This window comes from Streptomyces sp. NPDC058240, assembly GCF_042882135.1.
In the GTDB taxonomy this organism is placed as follows: Bacteria; Actinomycetota; Actinomycetes; order Streptomycetales; family Streptomycetaceae; genus Streptomyces.
In genome coordinates this window covers 1-18,285 of record NZ_JBHVWT010000075.1, presented here as the reverse complement: position 1 = coordinate 18,285, position 18,285 = coordinate 1, and the positions used below count along the sequence as shown (strand labels likewise).

Genomic DNA, 18,285 nt, shown 5'->3' with positions numbered 1-18,285 from the left:
GGTGTGTCGGTGCATGCGGATCAGCCGGTGTACGCGATGTTCACGTCGGGTTCGACGGGGGTGCCGAAGGGTGTCGCGGTCACGCATCGCAATGTCGCGGACCTGGCGGCGCAGACGATGTACGCCAACGGCAACCACGGTCGGGTGCTCTTCCACTCCGCGATGGCGTTCGATGCCTCGACGTACGAGATGTGGGTGCCGTGGCTCAACGGCGGCACCCTCGTCGTCGCCCCCGCGGGGCACCTGGCCCCGGCCGACTACCAGCGGCTGCTGGCCGAGCACCGCATCACCGCGCTGTGGCTGACCGCAGGTCTCTTCCGCGTCATGGCGGAGGAGGTTCCGGAGGCGTTCGCCGGGGTGCGTGAGGTGTGGGCCGGAGGTGATGTGGTTCCGCCGGAGGCAGTACGCAGGGTCATGGACCGCTGCCCGCAGCTGACGGTCGTCAATGGCTACGGTCCGACGGAGACGACGACCTTCGCCACCACCCACCGCATCCACCGCCCGCTGGACTACGCCGGTGCGATCCCGATCGGCGAGCCCCTGGACAACCACCGGCTCTATGTTCTCGACGAGGGCTTGCGGCTGGTTCCGCCGGGCACGCCCGGCGAGCTGTACATCGCGGGAGCCGGCCTGGCGCAGGGCTATCTCGACCGCCCGGCGCTGACCGCCGACCGCTTCGTCGCCGACCCGTACGGCCCGGCCGGTACGCGGATGTACCGGACCGGCGACCTGGTCCGCTGGAACCTCGAAGGCTCCCTCGAATACCTCGGCCGCGCCGACCAGCAGGTCAAGCTCCGCGGCTTCCGCATCGAGCCGGGCGAGATCGAGACCGTCCTCGTCGGCAGGCCGGGCGTGGCCCAGGCCACCGTCGTCGTCCGGGAGGACCGGCCCGGTGACAAGCGCCTAGTCGCCTACCTCACCGCCGAGGAAGGCGCCCGGATCGAACCCGGGGACGTACAGCGCCAGGTGTCCGGGCTGCTGCCCGACTACATGATCCCGTCCGCCTTCGTGGTCCTCGACGAGATCCCGCTCACCGTCAACGGCAAGGTCGACCGACGCGCCCTGCCCGCCCCGCAGTTCGGCAACGACGCCACCGGGCGCGCACCGCGCACCGCCAAGGAAGAAGTCCTGTGCGGTCTCTTCGCGGAGATCCTCGGACTGCCGTCGGTCACCATCGACGACCACTTCTTCAACCTCGGCGGGCATTCGCTCCTCGCCACCCGGCTCGTCGGCCGGATCCGCACCGTACTCGGGGTCGAGCTCTCCGTGGCGACCCTCTTCGAAAACCCGATCGTGGCCACGCTCGTCGAGAAGCTCGACGGCGCCGAGGCCGCCCGGCCCAGACTTCGGCCGATGCGCCGGATGGGAGTGACCAAGTGATTCCCTTGTCCTTCGCCCAGCAGCGGCTGTGGTTCATCGCCCAGATGGAAGGACCGTCGACCACCTACAACATCCCGCTCGCCGTGCGGCTGAACGGCGAACTCGACCGCCCGGCGCTCCAGTCGGCGCTCCTGGACGTGGTCGGCAGACACGAGAGCCTGCGCACCCTCTTCCCCGACCAGGACGGCACGCCGTACCAGCACATCCTCGCCGAGGAGGACGTGGAGCTCGCACTGGAGGTCATCCCGGCCGACGCCGCGACGCTGCCGGTCGTGCTCGCCGAGGAGTCCGCCCAGGTATTCCACCTCGCGGCGGACCTGCCGGTCCGGGCACGCCTGATCGCCCTCGGCGAGCAGGAGCACGTCCTGCTCATCGTGATGCACCACATCGTGTCGGACGGCGGCTCGACCGCGCCCCTGCTCCAGGACCTCGCCACCGCCTACGAAGCACGCGCCCAGGGCGTCGTGCCCGGCTGGGAGCCGCTCCCGGTCCAGTACGCCGACTACACCCTCTGGCAGCAGGAACTGCTCGGCGAGAGCGACGACCCGGAGAGCGCCGGATCCCGTCAACTGGACTTCTGGCGCCAGGCATTGGCGGAGCTGCCGGAGGAGGCCACCCTGCCGGCCGACCGTCCGCGCCCGGCCTCCGCCTCGTACGTGGGTGCCACCTGCGACGTCCACCTGCCCGCCGACCTCCACATCGGTCTGACCCACCTCGCGCGGGAGTCCGGCGCCACGCTGTTCATGGCGGTCCAGGCCGCCGTGGCGACCGCCCTGTCCCGCTCCGGCGCCGGCCTCGACATCCCGATCGGCTCCCCGGTGTCCGGACGCATCGACGAGGCACTCGACGGCCTGGTCGGATTCTTCGTCAACACCCTGGTGCTGCGCACGGATCTGACCGGCGACCCGAGCTTCCGCGACCTGCTCTCCCGGGTCCGCAAGACGGATCTGGCGGCCTGGGACAACCAGGACCTGCCCTTCGACCGGCTGGTCGAGGTGCTCAACCCCGAGCGCTCCGCCTCCCGCCACCCGCTCTTCCAGGTGATGCTCACCATGGGCGAGGCCGGTTCGGACGTCATCGGCTTCCCGGGGCTCGACGCCCGTACCGAGTACAGCGCCCTGCAGATCGCCAAGTTCGACCTGACGTTCGGCTTCGCCGAGCACCGCACCCGTGACGGCAGGCCGGACGGTCTGGACATCACCATCGAGTACGCCACCGACCTTTACGACGCCCGGACGATCGACGCCCTCATGGCGCGGCTGAACCGGCTGCTGGAGGCCGTGGTCACCTCGCCCGACACCCCGCTGCCGGTCCTCGACCTGCTCGGCGAGCACGAGCGGCGGCTGCTCCTGGAGGAGCGGAGCGGCGCCGCCACCGGCACGTCCGGGATGAGCCTGGCGGAGCTGTTCGCCGCGCAGGCCGCCCGAACTCCGGACGCGATAGCCCTGGTGGACGAGGACCGCGATCTGACGTTCGCCGAACTCGACGAGGTCACCAACCGGCTGGCCCACCACCTCATCAATGTCGGAGTACGACGGCACGACGTGGTCGCCGTCCTGATGGAGCGCTCGACCGACCTGCTCACCGCGCTGCTCGCCGTGGTCAAGGCCGGTGCCGTGTACGCCCCGCTGAACACCACCGACCCGGACAGCCGGCTCGTCCAGATCCTGGCCGACACCCGGGCACCGGTCCTGCTCACCGACCAGGCCCTCTCGGACCACCAGGTCGTCCTGGACGCCGACGCGCAGATCGTCGTCCTGGGCGACACCACCGACCTCGACCGGCTGCCCGCCACCGCTCCGGCACACACCATCCACCCCGACCAGCCGGTGTACGCGATGTTCACCTCGGGCTCGACGGGAGTGCCCAAGGGCGTCGCGGTCACGCACCGCAACGTGGCGGACCTGGCGGCGCAGACCATGTACGCGAACGGCAACCACCGACGCGTGCTGTTCCACTCGCCGGCCGCCTTCGACGCCTCGACGTACGAGATCTGGGTGCCGTGGCTGAACGGCCGTACGGTCGTGGTGGCACCGCGCGGCCATCTCGCACCCGCCGACTACCAGCGCCTGCTCACCGAGCACCGGGTCACCGCGCTCTGGCTGACCGCGGGTCTCTTCCGCGTCATGGCGGAGGAGGCACCCGAGGCGTTCGCCGGGGTGCGTGAGGTGTGGGCGGGGGGTGACGTGGTTCCGCCGGAGGCGGTGCGCCGCGTCATGGACCACTGCCCCGAAGTCACGGTCGTCAACGGTTACGGCCCGACGGAGACCACCACCTTCGCCACCACCCACCGCATCCACCGCCCCCTGGACTACGCGGGTGCCGTCCCGATCGGCGAGCCCCTCGACAACCACCGCCTGTACGTCCTGGACGCCGCCCTGCGGCTGGTTCCGCCGGGCGCTCCCGGCGAGCTGTACATCGCGGGAGCCGGGCTGGCCCAGGGCTACCTCAACCGCGGCTCGCTGACCGCGGAACGCTTCGTCGCGGACCCGTACGGCCCGGCCGGAACGCGGATGTACCGCACGGGCGACCTGGTCCGCTGGAACCACGAAGGCTCGCTCGAATACCTCGGCCGCGCCGACCAGCAGATCAAGCTCCGCGGCTTCCGCATCGAACTCGGCGAGATCGAGAGCGCGTTGACCGCCCACGGGAGTGTGGGGCAGGCGACCGTCGTGGTCCGGGAGGACCGGCCCGGCGACAAACGCCTCGCCGCGTACCTTGTCGCCGCCGACGGCGCCCGGATCGACACCGAGGCGGTGCACCGCGAGATCGCCGGCGCACTCCCCGAGTACATGGTCCCGTCCGCCTTCGTCGTCCTCGACGAGATCCCCCTCACCACCAACGGCAAGGTCGACCGACGTGCCCTGCCCGCGCCCCGGCAGAGCACCGACGCCGGCGGGCGCCCGCCCCGGACGCCCGCCGAGGAAGTCCTCTGCGGCCTCTTCGCGGCCGTACTCGGACTGCCGTCGGTCACCATCGACGACCACTTCTTCCGGCGCGGCGGCCACTCCCTGCTCGCCACCCGCCTCATCAGCCGCATCCGGGCCGTGTGGGAAACCGAGATCACCATCCGGGACCTGTTCCAGTACGCGACCGTCGCGCAGCTGGCCGAGCGGATCGCGGCCGAGGGCAGTGGGGAGCGGCGACCGGCCCTGATGCCCGGCGAGCGCCCGGAGACCATCCCGCTCTCGTCCGCGCAGCAGCGTCTGTGGTTCCTCGACCAGATGGAGGGCCCGTCCGCCACCTACAACATCGCGCTCGCCCTGCGACTCGAGGGCTCCCTCGACCACCGGGCCCTCCAGCTCGCCCTCACCGACCTCACCACACGCCACGAGGGCCTGCGCACCGTCTTCCCCGTCCACGAGGGCACTCCCCACCAGCACATCCTCCCCCCGACCACCACCGACCTCCCCCTGATCACCACCACCGAGGAGGAGCTCACGGAGCGGCTGGCCGCCCAGGCCGGCCGGACCTTCGACCTGGCGGCCGAACTGCCGTACCGGGCACAGCTGCTGGAGCTCGGGGCCGAGGACCACGTGCTCATGCTCGTGATCCACCACATCGCCTCCGACGGCTGGTCCAACGGACCGCTCTTCCGCGACCTGGCCACCGCCTACGAGGCCCGCACCGAGGGCTCCGCCCCCGCCTGGGAGCCGCTGCCGGTCCAGTACGCCGACTACTCCCTCTGGCAGCAACGGCTCCTGGAGCGCGACGAGGAACGCCAGCTCGCCCACTGGCGCGGGGTGCTCGCCGAGCTGCCGGAGGAGGCCACGCTGCCCGCCGACCACGCCCGCCCCGCCGTCGCCTCCAACCGGGGCCGCACACACGCCGTGCACTGCCCCGCCGAGCTCCACACCGCCGTGATGTCCCTGGCCCAGGACACCGGGACCACCCTGTTCATGGTGGCCCAGGCGGCCGTGGCGACCCTGCTGTCCCGTTCCGGTGCCGGGCACGACATCCCGCTCGGCTCACCCGTCGCCGGGCGCACCGACCAGAAGCTCGACGATCTCATCGGCTTCTTCGTCAACACGCTCGTCCTGCGCACCGACACCAGCGGCGACCCGAGCTTCCGTGAGCTGCTGACCCGGGTCCGCGAGACCGACCTCGCCGCCTGGGCCCACCAGGACCTGCCGTTCGACCGGCTGGTCGAAGCCCTCAACCCCGAGCGCACCACCGCCCGGCACCCCCTCTTCCAGGTCATGCTCACCGTCGGCGACACCAGCAACGAAGCCCCCCGACTGGCCGGACTGGAGAGCGAGTTCGCCATCCCGCCGGTCTCCGTCGCGAAGTTCGACCTCACCTTCGCGTTCGCCGAGAACCGGGCCGCCGACGGCCGGCCCGACGGCCTCGACATCCTGATCGAGTACACCACCGACCTGTACGACGCACGCACCATCGAGGCCACGGCGGACCGCCTGGTCCGGCTCCTCACCGGCGCCGTGGCCACCCCCGATCTGCCCCTCGCCGAGCTGGAGATGGTGTCCGGGCACGAGCGGACGCAGCTGCGGGAGTGGAGCGGTGCGCAGTCACCGGCGCCCGCCCTCGGGCTCGACGCACTCTTCACGGAGCAGGCCGCCCGCACCCCGCACGCGGTGGCGCTGGTCCACGAGGAGCAGCAGGTGACGTACCAGGAGCTGGACATCTGGTCCAACCGGCTGGCCCGCCACCTGACCACGCACGGGGTCACCCCGGGCAGTATCGTCGCCATCCACCTGGAGCGATCCCCGCAACTGATCGCCACGCTGCTCGCCGCCCTGAAGGCCGGGGCCGGATACACCCTGCTCGACCCGCAGTTCCCGGCCGACCGGCTGAACACCGTGCTCGGGCAGACCGATCCGGCGGCGCTGGTCACCCAGGCCCATCTGACGGCCCTGTCGACCCCGTCCACCCTGGTCGACCTGACCGCGGAGATACCCGCGATCAGTGCACTGCCGGGGACGCCGGTGGAGACGGGCGGGCACCCGGAGTCCATCGCCTGCGTGATGTTCACCTCCGGATCGACCGGAGTCCCCAAGGGCGTCGCGGCCTCGCACCGGGCGCTGGCCGCCACGTTCATCGGTCCCGACTACCTGGACTTCGGCCCCGGGCAGACCTATCTGCAGAGCTCCCCGGTGTCCTGGGACGCCTTCGCCCTGGAGGTCTTCGGACCGCTCCTGCACGGCGGCGTCTGCGTCCTCCAGCCCGGCCAGCACACCGATCCGCACCAGATCGCGGAGTTGGTGGAGCGGCACGGGATCACCACCCTGCAGATGTCGGCGAGCCTGTTCAACCACATGCTCGACGAGCACCCGGCGGTCTTCTCACAGATCAAGGAGGCCATGACCGCCGGTGAGGCGGCCTCACCCGCCCACACCGCCAAGGCGCTGGCCGACCACCCCCACCTCCACCTGGTCAACGGCTACGGGCCGGCCGAGAGCATGGGCTTCACCACCACCCACACCCTCACCGGGCCGGCGCCCGCCATCCCGATCGGACGGCCGATCGCCGGCAAGCACGCCTACGTCCTGGACGAGAACCTCCGGCTGCTGCCGCCGGGTGTCCCCGGTGAGCTCTACGTCGCCGGACACGGCCTCGCCCACGGCTACATCGGACAGCCCGTACTGAGCGCGGAGCGGTTCGTCGCCGACCCGCACGGTGCGCCCGGCTCGCGGATGTACCGCACCGGCGACCTGGCCCGCTGGAGCCAGGACGGCGCGCTGGAGTATTTCGGCCGGGCCGACCAGCAGATCAAGTTGCGGGGCTTCCGCATCGAGCCGGGTGAGATCGAATCGGCGCTGCTGCGGCACCCCTCCCTCGCCCAGGTGGCGGTGCTGATCCGCGAGGACCGGCCCGGTGACAAACGGCTGGTGGCGTACGTGGTGCCCACCGAAGGCAGTCGGCCGGACCTTCCCGAACTACGCCGGCACGCGGTCGCGGCCCTGCCCGAGTACATGGTGCCGGCCACGATCGTGCCACTGGACGCGCTGCCCCTGACGGTCAACGGCAAGCTCGACCGCCGTGCGCTGCCCGAACCGCAGCAGGCCGACACCGGCGGTGGCCGGACGCCGCGCACCCCGGCGGAGGAAGTCCTGTGCGGCCTCTTCGCGGAGGTCCTGGGCCTGACGTCGGTCACCATCGACGACCACTTCTTCCAACTGGGCGGCCACTCGCTGCTCGCCACCCGGCTGATCGGCCGGATCCGCGGCATCTGGGACACCCGCGTCACCATCCGGGACCTGTTCCAGTACCCGACGCCCGTGCTGCTCGCCGAACACATCGCCACGAACACGGGCGGCGACCCGATGGAGACGCTGCTGCCGATCCGGGCCGCGTCCGGCACCGACAACGAGGCCCCGCTGTTCTGCGTCCACGCGATCTCCGGGATGAGCTGGTCGTACGCCGGACTGCTTCGGCACATCGGCGGGCGACGTCCGCTGATCGGGCTGCAGGCAAAGGAGTTGACCAGCCCCTCGGACCGGCCGGCCGGCATCGAGGAGATGGCGGACGGCTACGTGGCCGAGATCCGCTCGGTCCAGGCCCACGGCCCGTACCACCTGCTCGGCTGGTCGTTCGGTGGTCTGGTGGCGCACGCCGTCGCTGCCCGGCTGGAGGAGCAGGGCGAGGAGGTTGCCATCCTGGCGCTGCTCGACTCCTACCCGCTGCCCGACGGATTCCGGCCACCCGCGATCACCGGCCGGGAGGTGCTGACCGCGCTGCTCGGTGGACGCGGCGCCGAACTCGACGTACGGTGCGCCGACACCGCCCCGGACGCGGAGGAGCTGGCCGCCGTGCTGCGCGCCGAGGACGCGATCCTGGGCGCGCTGGAGCCCGCCCAGGCCGCGGCGGTCGTCGCCGCGACGGCCGGCAACCTGGAGATGCGCTATCGGTACGTTCCCCGGCGGCGGTTCGGCGGCGACGCGGTGTTCTTCAACGCCGCCCGCACCCCGGCCGCGACGGGCGGCGCGGACGCCTGGGCACCCCATGTCGGGGGCCGCGTCGAGGAGCACGACATCGACTGCGAGCACTGGGACATGACCACGGCCGAGCCGCTGCGCGAGATCGGAAAGGTACTGGCCGAGGAGTTGCGAGGAGTGCGTCACTGACCGAGGGTCCTCCGTCCGGATCACGCAGGATCCGGACGGAAGACCCCAGTACCCCACAGGTGCCCGGTTCCGCCACGACGGCGGACCCGGGCACCTTCGCGTGCGCCGCCGTCGCCGGTACCCCGAATTGCCCGCGTGCTGCCGCTCATGCCGCCGGGCAGCGGGTTCCGGCCTGCATAGCGTGAAGCCATCCGCAGGCCACGGCTCCCGGCAACAGAAAGTCAAGGAAATGGTTGATCATTCCGGCTGGCGTGTCGGGGTAGCTTCAGCCCCCGTCCACCACGGCGAGATCCTGCAAGGCGTGTTCCCCGGTGACGGCGGGCTCACCCGAGGTCTCGTCACTCTTCCCTGCACCATTCACGCGACCCGCGCGACGTTCATCCCCGCTCCCGGCGCGGAGGTCACCGTCACGCCGGACTGGAAGGGCAAGGCGCGGCGCGCGGCCGAACTCGCGGTCCGCGCCGTGACACCGCCGGGCGCCGAGCCGGCGGGCGGTCATCTCGACCTCACCGGTGACGTGCCGCTGTGCCGGGGCTTCGGCTCGTCCACCAGCGATGTGCTCGCGGCCATCTGGGCGGTGAAGGACGCGTTCGTCAGCCCGCTGCCGCCGCAGGAGGTCGCCCGGATCGCGGTGCGCGCGGAGACCGCGTCCGACTCGCTGATGTTCGAGGAGTCCACCGTCCTCTTCGCCCAGCGCGAGGGCACGGTGATCGAGGACTTCGGCTACCGGATGCCGGCCCTGCGGATCCTCGGCTTCGGCTCACGCCCCGCGGGCGGCGGGCGGGGCGTGGACACGCTGGCCCTCTCACCGGCCCGCTACGGGCAGGACGAGATCGACCTCTTCACCCGGCTGCAGGCGATGCTCCGGGAGGCCATCCAGATGAAGGACGTGGCCCTGCTGGGCTCGGTGGCCACGGCCAGCACGGAGATCAACCAGCGTCATCTGCCGATCCCGGACCTCGACCGCATCCGTGACATCGCGCGGACCACCGGAGCCGTCGGGGTACAGGCGGCGCACAGCGGGGACATCGCCGGTCTCCTCTTCGACCGGGACGACCCCGAGGTCGAGGCGCGGACCGACCTGGCCCAGGACCTCCTGCAAGAGCTCGGAATTCACGAGCAGTGGAACTACACAACGGGTGACTGACATGACGACGACGACTCTGCCCAAGGCTCACTCCTCGATCGTGGAGGCCACGGAGCTGCCACGCATCATCAAGGTGACCGACAACCTCTACGCGGCGGCCTTCAGCCTCATGAAGCTGCTGCCCGCCCGCTACATACTCGACCGCGCCGAGGCGGCCGGCCTGATCTCCCCGGGCACCCGGATCATCGAGACCTCCTCGGGCACTTTCGCCCTGGGCCTGGCCATGGTCTGCCGGCTGCGCGGCTACCCGCTGACCATCGTCGGCGACTCGGCGATCGACCGGGATCTGCGCACCCGGCTCGAAATGCTCGGTACGACGGTGGAGATCGTCGAGCACACCGGCCAGGCCGGCGGCATCCAGGGCGCCCGGCTCGCCCGCGTCGCCGAGCTGCGCCGGCAGCACCCGGACGCCTTCGTCCCCGGCCAGTACGACAACCCCGACAACCCCGGCGCGTACGGCATCGTCGCCGACCTGATCGGCAACACCGTCGGAGCCGTGGACTGCCTGGTGGGCCCGGTGGGTTCGGGCGGCTCCACCGGCGGACTCGCCGCCGCGCTGCGGCAGACCGGCCCGGCACTGCACCTGGTCGGCGTGGACACCCAGGGCAGCATCATCTTCGGCAGCCCGGACGGACCGCGCATGCTGCGCGGGCTCGGCAGCAGCATCCACCCGGGCAACGTCAAGCACGCGGCGTACGACGAGGTCCACTGGGTGACGGCCCGCGAGGCGTTCCACGCGACCCATGAGCTCTACCGCGAGCACGGCCTGTTCATGGGCCCGACCAGCGGCGCGTCCTTCCAGGTGGCGTCGTGGTGGGCCGAGCAGAACCCGGACAGCACCGTCGTGATGGTGCTCCCGGACGAGGGCTACCGCTACCAGTCCACGGTCTACAACGACAGCTGGCTCAGCGAGCAGGGCATCGTCCCGGCCCCCGCCGCCGACGGCCCGCTCACCGTCGAGCACCCGCTGGACGCCACCGCCGCCTGGTCCCGGCTGCTGTGGGCCCGGCGTGGCTTCGACGACGTGGTGATGCCGGTGGTCGGCTCATGAGCGAGCGCCTGCTGCTCCTGGTGGAGAGCAACACCACCGGTACGGGACGGCTGTTCGCGCGGCGCGCGGCCGAACTCGGTGTGGTGCCCGTGCTGCTGTGCGCGGACCCGGGCCGCTACCCGTACGCCGCCGAGGACCGGCTGCGGACGGTCGTCGTGGACACCTCCGACGAGGCCGCGCTGTGGGCGGCCGTCCGCGCGCTGGAGGACGGCGCCACCGTCGCGGGCGTCCTGACCAGCTCCGAGTACTACGTACCGACCGCCGCCGCACTGGCGTACCGGCTCGGGCTGCCCGGCCCGTCGGCCGAGGCCGTACGGGCCTGCCGCGACAAGGCCGAGCAACGCCGGGTGCTCGACGAGGCGGGTGTCGGGTCGCCGGACTTCGCCGTCGTCTCCGAGGTCGCCGACGCACTCGCCGCGGCCCGCTCCATCGGACTTCCCGTGGTGGTCAAACCGGTGCAGGGGTCGGGGAGTCTGGGCGTACGGCTCTGCGCGGACCTCGACGAGGTCGCCGAACACGCCGGGACGCTGCTGGCAGCCACCGTGAACGAGCGGGGCATCGCGTCACCGAGCCGGATCCTGGTCGAGGAGTACCTGACGGGCCCGGAGTTCTCCGTCGAGGTGTTCGGCACCGACGCCGTCGTCACCGTCGCCAAGCACGTCGGCGCGCTGCCGTCCTTCGTCGAGATCGGCCACGACGTGCCGGCCGCACTGCCCGGCGAACAGGAGATCGCCCTGCGCGAGTCCGCGGTACGCGCCGTGCGGGCGCTCGGCCTCGGCTGGGGAGCCGCCCATGTCGAACTGCGCCTGACCGGGCCCCGCACCGCCGAGGTCATCGAGGTCAACCCCAGGCTGGCCGGCGGCATGATCCCCGAACTGGTCCGCAGGGCCTGCGGGATCGACCTGGTGCGCGCCCAGGTGCTGGCCGCCCTCGGCACCGCCCCCGAGCTGGAACGCGGCGGATACGCCCGCGCCTCGATCCGGTTCCTCACCGCGGAACAGGACGGCATCCTCGACCGGTCCGCCGCACTCGCGGAAGCCGTGGCCAGGGCCCGCACCGTACCGGGCACCGTCGAGGCGGTGCTCTACCGCGCCCCGGGCGAACCCGTCGGCCCCGCCGAGGACTTCCGGGGCCGCGTCGGCCACGCCATCGCCGTCGCCGACCGCTCGGTACGGGCGGCCGAGGCCGCCGACCGGGCCGTGGCCCTGCTAGGCGAGGCCGTGTCCTACGCGGACCTGCACACAGAGGAGGCATTCGCATGACCGCAGCGACGGCGCACGGCGTCGACACCGGCCGGCTCAAGGCCGCGCTCGACGCCGAGGCGCACCGCATCGTCTACGACCAGTACCTGCCGGACACCGCGGACGGGCTGGGCGAGGAGCTGCGCTGCATCAGCGAGGTCGACCGGGCCCACCTGATCATGCTCACCGAACGCGGGATCGTGGACGCCGACCGGGCCGCGGCCCTGCTGCGCACCATCGAGGAACTGCGCGGACAGGACTTCGCCCCGGTCCGGGCAACCCCGATGCCGCGCGGCGTCTACCTGGCGTACGAGGGACACCTCATCGAGCGGCTGGGCGACGGGACCGGCGGCATCCTGCACACCGGCCGCTCGCGCAACGACCTCAACGCCACCACCACCCGGCTGAAGACGCGCGGGCCGTACCTGGCCCTGCTCGACGCGGTCGACCGGCTGGCGGGGGTGCTCCTGGCGAAGGCCGAGGAGTACCGGGACGTGGTCATGCCCGCCTACACCCACGGCCAGCCGGCCGTACCGATCAGCTACGGCCACTACCTCGCCGGTGTCGCCGGCGCGGTGTTGCGCGCGTACGAGTCGCTGCTGGACGCCGGACGCCAGCTCGGCGTCAACCCGCTGGGCGCCGGCGCGATCGGCGGGACGTCCGTCCCCATCGACCCCCGGCGCACCGCCGAACTGCTCGGCTTCAGCTCCGCCGCGCCCAACTCGGTCGACGCGGTGGCCTCCCGGGACTTCGTACTGGACCTGCTGTCCGCCTCCGCCGTCCTCGGCGTCGCGCTGGCCCGCGCCGGGCGGGACCTGAGCACCTGGACCTCGGAGGAGTTCGGGCTGCTGCGGGTGGGCGACACCCTCGTCGGCTCCAGCTCGATGATGCCGCAGAAGCGCAACCCCTTCCTGCTCGAACACATCCAGGGCAGGTCCACCGCGAGTCTCGGCGCCTTCGTCGGCGCGGCGTCCGCGATGACCACCGGCGGCTACACCAACGCCATCGCGGTGGGCACCGAGGCCGTACGGCACCTCTGGCCCGGTCTGAGCAGCACCACCGACGCGGTGACGCTGCTGAGCCTGGTGGTGGCGGGCACGGAACCGGAACGGGAACGCATGACGGACCGGGCCGTGGACGGTTTCACCTCGGCCACGTACCTGGCGGAGCGGCTCGTCCTGGACGGGACACCGTTCCGTGCCGCGCACCATCTGGTCGGCGAGACCGTGCTCGGTGCCCTGGAATCCGGCCGGTCGCTGGTGGACGCGGCACGGTTCGCCGCCGTCGACGACGGCGGGCTGGCCCCCGACCGGGTGGCCGCGGCGTGCGCCCACGGCGGCGGACCCGGTTCCACGGCGGACGGCATCCTCGCCCTCGGTGCCCGACGGGACGTCCTCCGAGCCGAGTTGTCCGACCGGCGCGCCCGCTGGACGGACGGCGCCGCACTGCTGTCGCAGGCCGTGACCGAGGCGGTGACGTCATGTCGGCCCGCCTGACCGAACGCGCTCCGGGCGAGGAGCAGGAGCGTCCGCCGCGCAGCGGACTGCTCGGCCACCACGACTTCCGGCTGCTGTGGCTCGGCGAGACGACCAACCGCGTCGGCATCAATATCACCGGGGTCGCCATGCCCCTGGTGGCCGTGGTGACGCTCGATGCGAGCACCTTCTGGGTGAGTGTGCTGGCGGCCGCCCCCTGGCTGCCCTGGCTGCTCATCGGCCTGCCCGCCGGTGCCTGGGTGGACCGGATGCGACGCCGGCCGATCATGCTGATCTGCAACCTGGTCCCGCTGGTGCTCCTGGCCAGCGTTCCGGTGGCCGGCTGGCTCGGCGTCCTGACGATGACCCAGCTGATGGTCGTGGCGCTGATCAACGGGTTCGCCGCGGTGTTCTTCGGGATCTCGTACAAGGTCTATCTGCCCTCCATCGTCGAACCCGAGGACCTCCAGGAGGCCAACGCCAAGCTCCAGGGCAGCGAATCGGTGGCCCAGGTCGCGGGGCTGGGCGGCGGCGGTCTGCTGGCCCAGGCCTTCGGTGCCGCCTCCGGTCTCCTGGTCAACTCGGCGACGTTCCTGGTCTCCGCACTGTGCCTGCTCGGCATCCGCCGCAAGGAGCCGATCCCGGAGAAACCCGAGGAACGCCGAGCCCTGCGACAGGACATCAAGGAGGGCGTGCAGTACACCTTCAGGGATCCTTACCTGCGAGTCCTCACCCTGTACGGCACCGCCACCAACCTGCTGCTGACGGCCGAGGCGGCGATCCTGCCGGTCTTCATCATCCGTGAGCTCGGGGTGCCCGAAGGCGCCACCGGCTGGCTCCTCGCGTCGAGCAGCATCGGCGGGATCCTCGGGGCCATCACCGCGAAACGCCTGATCGCACGGCTCGGTTCGGCCCGCGGACTGCTGGTCGCCACGATCGCCAGCTCCCCGTTCGCCCTGCTCATCCCGCTGACGGGGACGGACTGGACCCTGTCCGCACTGGTGGTGGGGAGCGCGGTCCTCTCGCTCGGCGTCGTGCTCGCCAACGTGATCCAGGGGGCGTTCCGCCAGCGCTACTGTCCGCCCCAGCTGCTCGGCCGCGTCTCGGCCAGCGTCTCGGTCGCGAACTTCGGCGCCATTCCCTTCGGTTCCCTGCTCGGCGGGATCCTCGGTACCGCCCTCGGCCTGCGGCCCACCCTGTGGCTGCTCACCGCGGGACTCGCCCTGACTCCGCTGCTCCTCCTGATCGGGCCGCTGCGCCGGAGGCGCGACCTGCCGGTCGCGCCGGCCACGCCGTGAGACCCGACTCGCCTGTCACTCTCGTACGAACAGGAGAGACCCCGTGGAACAAACCCTGCCGTGGGTCGTCCGTGAGCTGCCACCCCCTGGCTCACTCGACCTCTGGCTCCTGAGGGTCTCGGATGTCCCCATCGGCATCCTGGACGAACAGGTACTCGACGCGACCGAGCGTCAACGTGCCGCCACCCTCATGCACGCCGCCGACCGGACCCGGTTCACGGCCGCGCATGTCGCCCTTCGCCGGCTGCTCGGCTCGTACCTGAGCCTGCGCCCCGAGGAGGTCCACTTCGGCCGGGACACCTGCCCCTGCTGCGGCGGACCGCACGGCCGACCCACCGTGCTCGACGCCGACGACCGGCTGTTCTTCTCGCTGTCCCACCGGGGCGATCTCGCCGTCGTCGGAACCGCGGCGGCCCCCATCGGGGTCGACGTGGAACTGGTGCCGGACGAGGACGGCACCGCGGACCTCGCCGCGATGCTGCACGTCGACGAGCAGGCCGAACTGGCCGCACTGAGCCCGCCGGCGCGGCCTCGGGCCCTGGCCCGGCTCTGGACCCGCAAGGAGGCCTACCTCAAGGGCCTCGGCACGGGTCTCGGCCGCGACCCCGCTCTCGACTACGTCGGCTCGGGACGCCCCGAGGGCCCGTACCCGCCGTCCGGCTGGACCCTCCTCGACGTTCCGGTGGACCGGGGCTACGCGGCGGCGGTGGCGGTCCGCGGCGAGCTCACCAGGGACGGCCTGCTGGTCAGGAAGCTCGCCGGCCTCGACGTCGTACGGCACACCTGCGACGCCCTGCAGACGGCAAGAACCCCGCCCTGACCTCCACCGAAGTCCGCCGGGTGCACCGCTGCGGTGATCACCCGGCGGCGGGCACGCACCATCCGGCCGCTCCCGCCGCGGCTGCCGATCACCGATACGTCCTCGCCAACACTCCTACGGACTTTTGGAACTGACGATGTCAAACGCTGTGAAGCAGGCCCCCGCGGCCCTCCTCCCGCAAGCGCGGCCCCGTACCGCCGGGCAGCCGGACACCGGCGCCGAGATCGTGACGGGCGCCCAGTCCCTCATCCGCTCGCTGGAGGAGGCCGGCGCGGACACCGTGTTCGGTATCCCCGGCGGCTGCATCCTTCCGGCGTACGACCCGTTGATGGACTCGGCCCGGGTCCGTCATGTGCTGGTCCGCCACGAGCAGGGTGCCGGACACGCGGCCACCGGCTACGCCCAGGCCACCGGTAAGGTCGGGGTGTGCATGGCGACCTCGGGGCCGGGCGCCACCAATCTGGTGACCCCGATCGCGGACGCGCACATGGACTCCGTGCCGCTGGTCGCGATCACCGGCCAGGTCCCCTCCACGGCGATCGGCACGGACGCCTTCCAGGAGGCCGACATCGCCGGCATCACCATGCCGATCACCAAGCACAACTTCCTCGTCACGAACGCCGACGACATCCCGCGGACGGTCGCGGAGGCCTTCCACATCGCCTCCACCGGCCGCCCCGGCCCCGTACTCATCGACGTCACCAAGGATGCCCTGCAGGCAACCACCACCTTCCGGTGGCCGACGACGACGGACCTGCCCGGCTACCGTCCGGTCACCAAGCCGCACGCCAAGCAGATCCGCGAGGCCGCCCGGCTGATCAGCGCGTCGAGCCGCCCGGTCCTCTACGTCGGCGGCGGTGTGCTCAAGGCGCGGGCCACGGACGAGCTGCGCACCCTGGCCGAGCTGACCGGGGCGCCCGTGGTCACCACCCTGATGGCGCTGGGCGCCTTCCCCGGCAGCCACCCGCAGCACGTGGGCATGCCCGGCATGCACGGGGACGTCGCGGCGGTCGCCGCGCTCCAGAAGGCCGATCTGATCGTGGCCCTGGGGGCCCGGTTCGACGACCGGGTCACCGGCAAGCTGGACGGCTTCGCCCCGTACGCCAAGGTCGTCCACGCCGACATCGACCCGGCGGAGATCTCCAAGAACCGGGTCGCCGACGTACCCATCGTCGGGGACGCCCGCGAGGTCCTCGTCGCCCTGGCCGCCGCCGTGCGTGCCGAGCAGGAGGACGGCCGCACCGGTGACTACGACGCGTGGTGGCGGGACCTGAACCACTGGCGGACCACCTATCGGCGCGGCTACGAACTGCCCGCCGACCCGGGACTGCTCTCCCCGCAGCAGGTCATCGAACGGATCGGCCGACTCGCGCCGGAGGGAACGCTGTTCGCCTCCGGTGTGGGACAGCACCAGATGTGGGCGGCGCAGTTCCTCCCGCACGAGGAACCGGGCACCTGGTTCAACTCGGGCGGTGCCGGAACGATGGGGTACGCGGTCCCGGCCGCGATGGGCGCCAAGGCCGGACGCCCCGAACGGACGGTCTGGGCGATCGACGGCGACGGCTGCTTCCAGATGACCAACCAGGAACTCACCACCTGCGCGCTCAACAACATCCCGATCAAGGTCGCGATCATCAACAACGGCGCGCTCGGGATGGTCCGCCAGTGGCAGAACCTGTTCTACGGGGCACGGTTCTCCAACACGGTGCTGCACGACGGCGCCACCAACGCCACCCCCGGCTCGACACGCGGAGTGGGATCCGACACCAACCGCGGCACCCGGGTCCCGGACTTCGTACAGCTCTCCGAGGCGATGGGCTGTGTGGGCCTGCGCTGCGAGAACCCCTACGAGCTCGACGCGATCATCGACAAGGCCAACGCGATCAACGACCGTCCCGTCGTGGTGGACTTCATCGTCCACGAGGACGCGATGGTGTGGCCGATGGTCCCTGCCGGCACCTCCAACGACGACATCATGGCCGCACGCGACGTACGCCCCGACTTCGGCGACTCCGCGGACGACTGAGAGGACCCTCTGACATGTCCCAGCACACGCTCTCCGTCCTGGTCGAGGACACGCCCGGCATCCTCGCCCGTGTCGCCGCCCTGTTCTCGCGCCGCGGCTTCAACATCGACTCGCTCGCGGTCGGCACCACCGAACATCCCGAGCTCTCCCGCATCACCATCGTCGTCAGGGTCGACCACGAACTGGCCCTGGAGCAGGTGACCAAGCAGCTCAACAAGCTGGTCAACGTCCTGAAGATCGTCGAGCTGGAGGCGGACTCCGCCGTCCAGCGCGAACTGGTCCTGGTGAAGGTGAGCGCCGGCAACGGCACCCGGGCCCAGATCGTCCAGATCGCCGAACTGTTCCGGGCCAGAACCGTCGACGTCTCGCCCGACGCCGTCACCCTCGAAGCGACCGGCTCCGGTGACAAGCTCGACGCGATGCTCCGGATGCTCGCGAGCTTCGGCATCAAGGAGCTCGTCCAGTCCGGCGCGATCGCGATCGGCCGCGGCTCCCGGGCCCTGGCCGACCGCTCCGCGCGCGAGGCCCGGCCGATCCGCCTGACCCCGGCCGGCACCACGGCGACGGCCGACGCACAGAGCGCCTAGCACCGCCCCGTACCCGCAATCGCGTTCCGCTTTCCCGTCCGCACACCCTCACGTTCCAGGAATCAAGGAGAACCACCATGCCCGCCGAGCTGTTCTACGACGACGATGCCGACCTGTCCATCATCCAGGGCCGCAAGGTCGCGGTCATCGGTTACGGCAGCCAGGGCCACGCCCACGC

General features: G+C 71.6%; 11 protein-coding genes. All 11 read left to right on the top strand.

Going from position 1 to position 18,285, the window contains the following annotated elements:
* Positions 1-1,380 (top strand): amino acid adenylation domain-containing protein (locus ACFVX4_RS39395; RefSeq protein ID WP_389987551.1); only part of this gene is annotated, 1,380 nt, incomplete at its 5' end.
* A complete protein-coding gene (locus ACFVX4_RS39390; RefSeq protein WP_389987548.1) occupies positions 1,377-8,462 on the top strand; it encodes an amino acid adenylation domain-containing protein in 7,086 nt (2,361 codons plus the stop codon). The genes ACFVX4_RS39395 and ACFVX4_RS39390, both read left to right, overlap by 4 nt.
* 301 nt (positions 8,463-8,763) lie before the next feature.
* Entirely contained in the window at positions 8,764-9,609 is an 846-nt protein-coding gene (locus ACFVX4_RS39385) for a kinase (protein WP_389987545.1), read from the top strand.
* 1 nt (position 9,610) lies between these two features.
* Positions 9,611-10,660, top strand: a complete 1,050-nt coding sequence (locus tag ACFVX4_RS39380; protein WP_389987542.1) for a PLP-dependent cysteine synthase family protein — start codon at positions 9,611-9,613, stop codon at positions 10,658-10,660.
* Positions 10,657-11,922, top strand: coding sequence for an ATP-grasp domain-containing protein (locus ACFVX4_RS39375; protein WP_389987539.1), 1,266 nt, complete (start codon positions 10,657-10,659; stop codon positions 11,920-11,922). The genes ACFVX4_RS39380 and ACFVX4_RS39375 overlap by 4 nt, the downstream gene beginning before the upstream one ends.
* Entirely contained in the window at positions 11,919-13,397 is a 1,479-nt protein-coding gene (gene argH, locus ACFVX4_RS39370; RefSeq protein ID WP_389987536.1) for an argininosuccinate lyase, read from the top strand. The genes ACFVX4_RS39375 and argH overlap by 4 nt, the downstream gene beginning before the upstream one ends.
* The gene (locus ACFVX4_RS39365) at positions 13,382-14,674 is read left to right on the top strand and encodes an MFS transporter (RefSeq protein WP_389987533.1); all 1,293 of its coding nucleotides are present in this window, start codon (positions 13,382-13,384) and stop codon (positions 14,672-14,674) included. Before argH ends, ACFVX4_RS39365 begins: the two co-directional genes overlap by 16 nt.
* A 43-nt stretch (positions 14,675-14,717) precedes the next feature.
* Positions 14,718-15,494 carry a 4'-phosphopantetheinyl transferase superfamily protein gene (locus tag ACFVX4_RS39360; RefSeq protein WP_266422496.1) on the top strand — a complete coding sequence of 259 codons (777 nt, stop codon included), beginning with the start codon at positions 14,718-14,720 and terminating at the stop codon, positions 15,492-15,494.
* Between the two features lie 136 nt (positions 15,495-15,630).
* Positions 15,631-17,520 (top strand): acetolactate synthase large subunit, encoded by a 1,890-nt coding sequence (locus ACFVX4_RS39355; RefSeq protein WP_389987530.1) that lies wholly within the window; start codon positions 15,631-15,633, stop codon positions 17,518-17,520.
* A 14-nt stretch (positions 17,521-17,534) separates the two neighbouring features.
* On the top strand, positions 17,535-18,107 hold the full coding sequence (gene ilvN, locus ACFVX4_RS39350) for an acetolactate synthase small subunit (protein ID WP_389987527.1): 573 nt from the start codon (positions 17,535-17,537) through the stop codon (positions 18,105-18,107).
* A 77-nt stretch (positions 18,108-18,184) separates the two neighbouring features.
* The coding region (locus ACFVX4_RS39345) for a hypothetical protein (RefSeq protein ID WP_350986285.1) at positions 18,185-18,285 on the top strand (101 nt) is incomplete at its 3' end.

Bases quoted from the DNA above. Each gene is read 5' to 3' on its own strand.
- ACFVX4_RS39355 (WP_389987530.1), top strand. From the start codon at position 15,631: ATGTCAAACGCTGTGAAGCAGGCCCCCGCGGCCCTCCTCCCGCAAGCG.
- ACFVX4_RS39365 (WP_389987533.1), top strand. From the start codon at position 13,382: ATGTCGGCCCGCCTGACCGAACGCGCTCCGGGCGAGGAGCAGGAGCGT.
- ilvN (WP_389987527.1), top strand. From the start codon at position 17,535: ATGTCCCAGCACACGCTCTCCGTCCTGGTCGAGGACACGCCCGGCATC.
- argH (WP_389987536.1), top strand. From the start codon at position 11,919: ATGACCGCAGCGACGGCGCACGGCGTCGACACCGGCCGGCTCAAGGCC.
- ACFVX4_RS39375 (WP_389987539.1), top strand. From the start codon at position 10,657: ATGAGCGAGCGCCTGCTGCTCCTGGTGGAGAGCAACACCACCGGTACG.
- ACFVX4_RS39380 (WP_389987542.1), top strand. From the start codon at position 9,611: ATGACGACGACGACTCTGCCCAAGGCTCACTCCTCGATCGTGGAGGCC.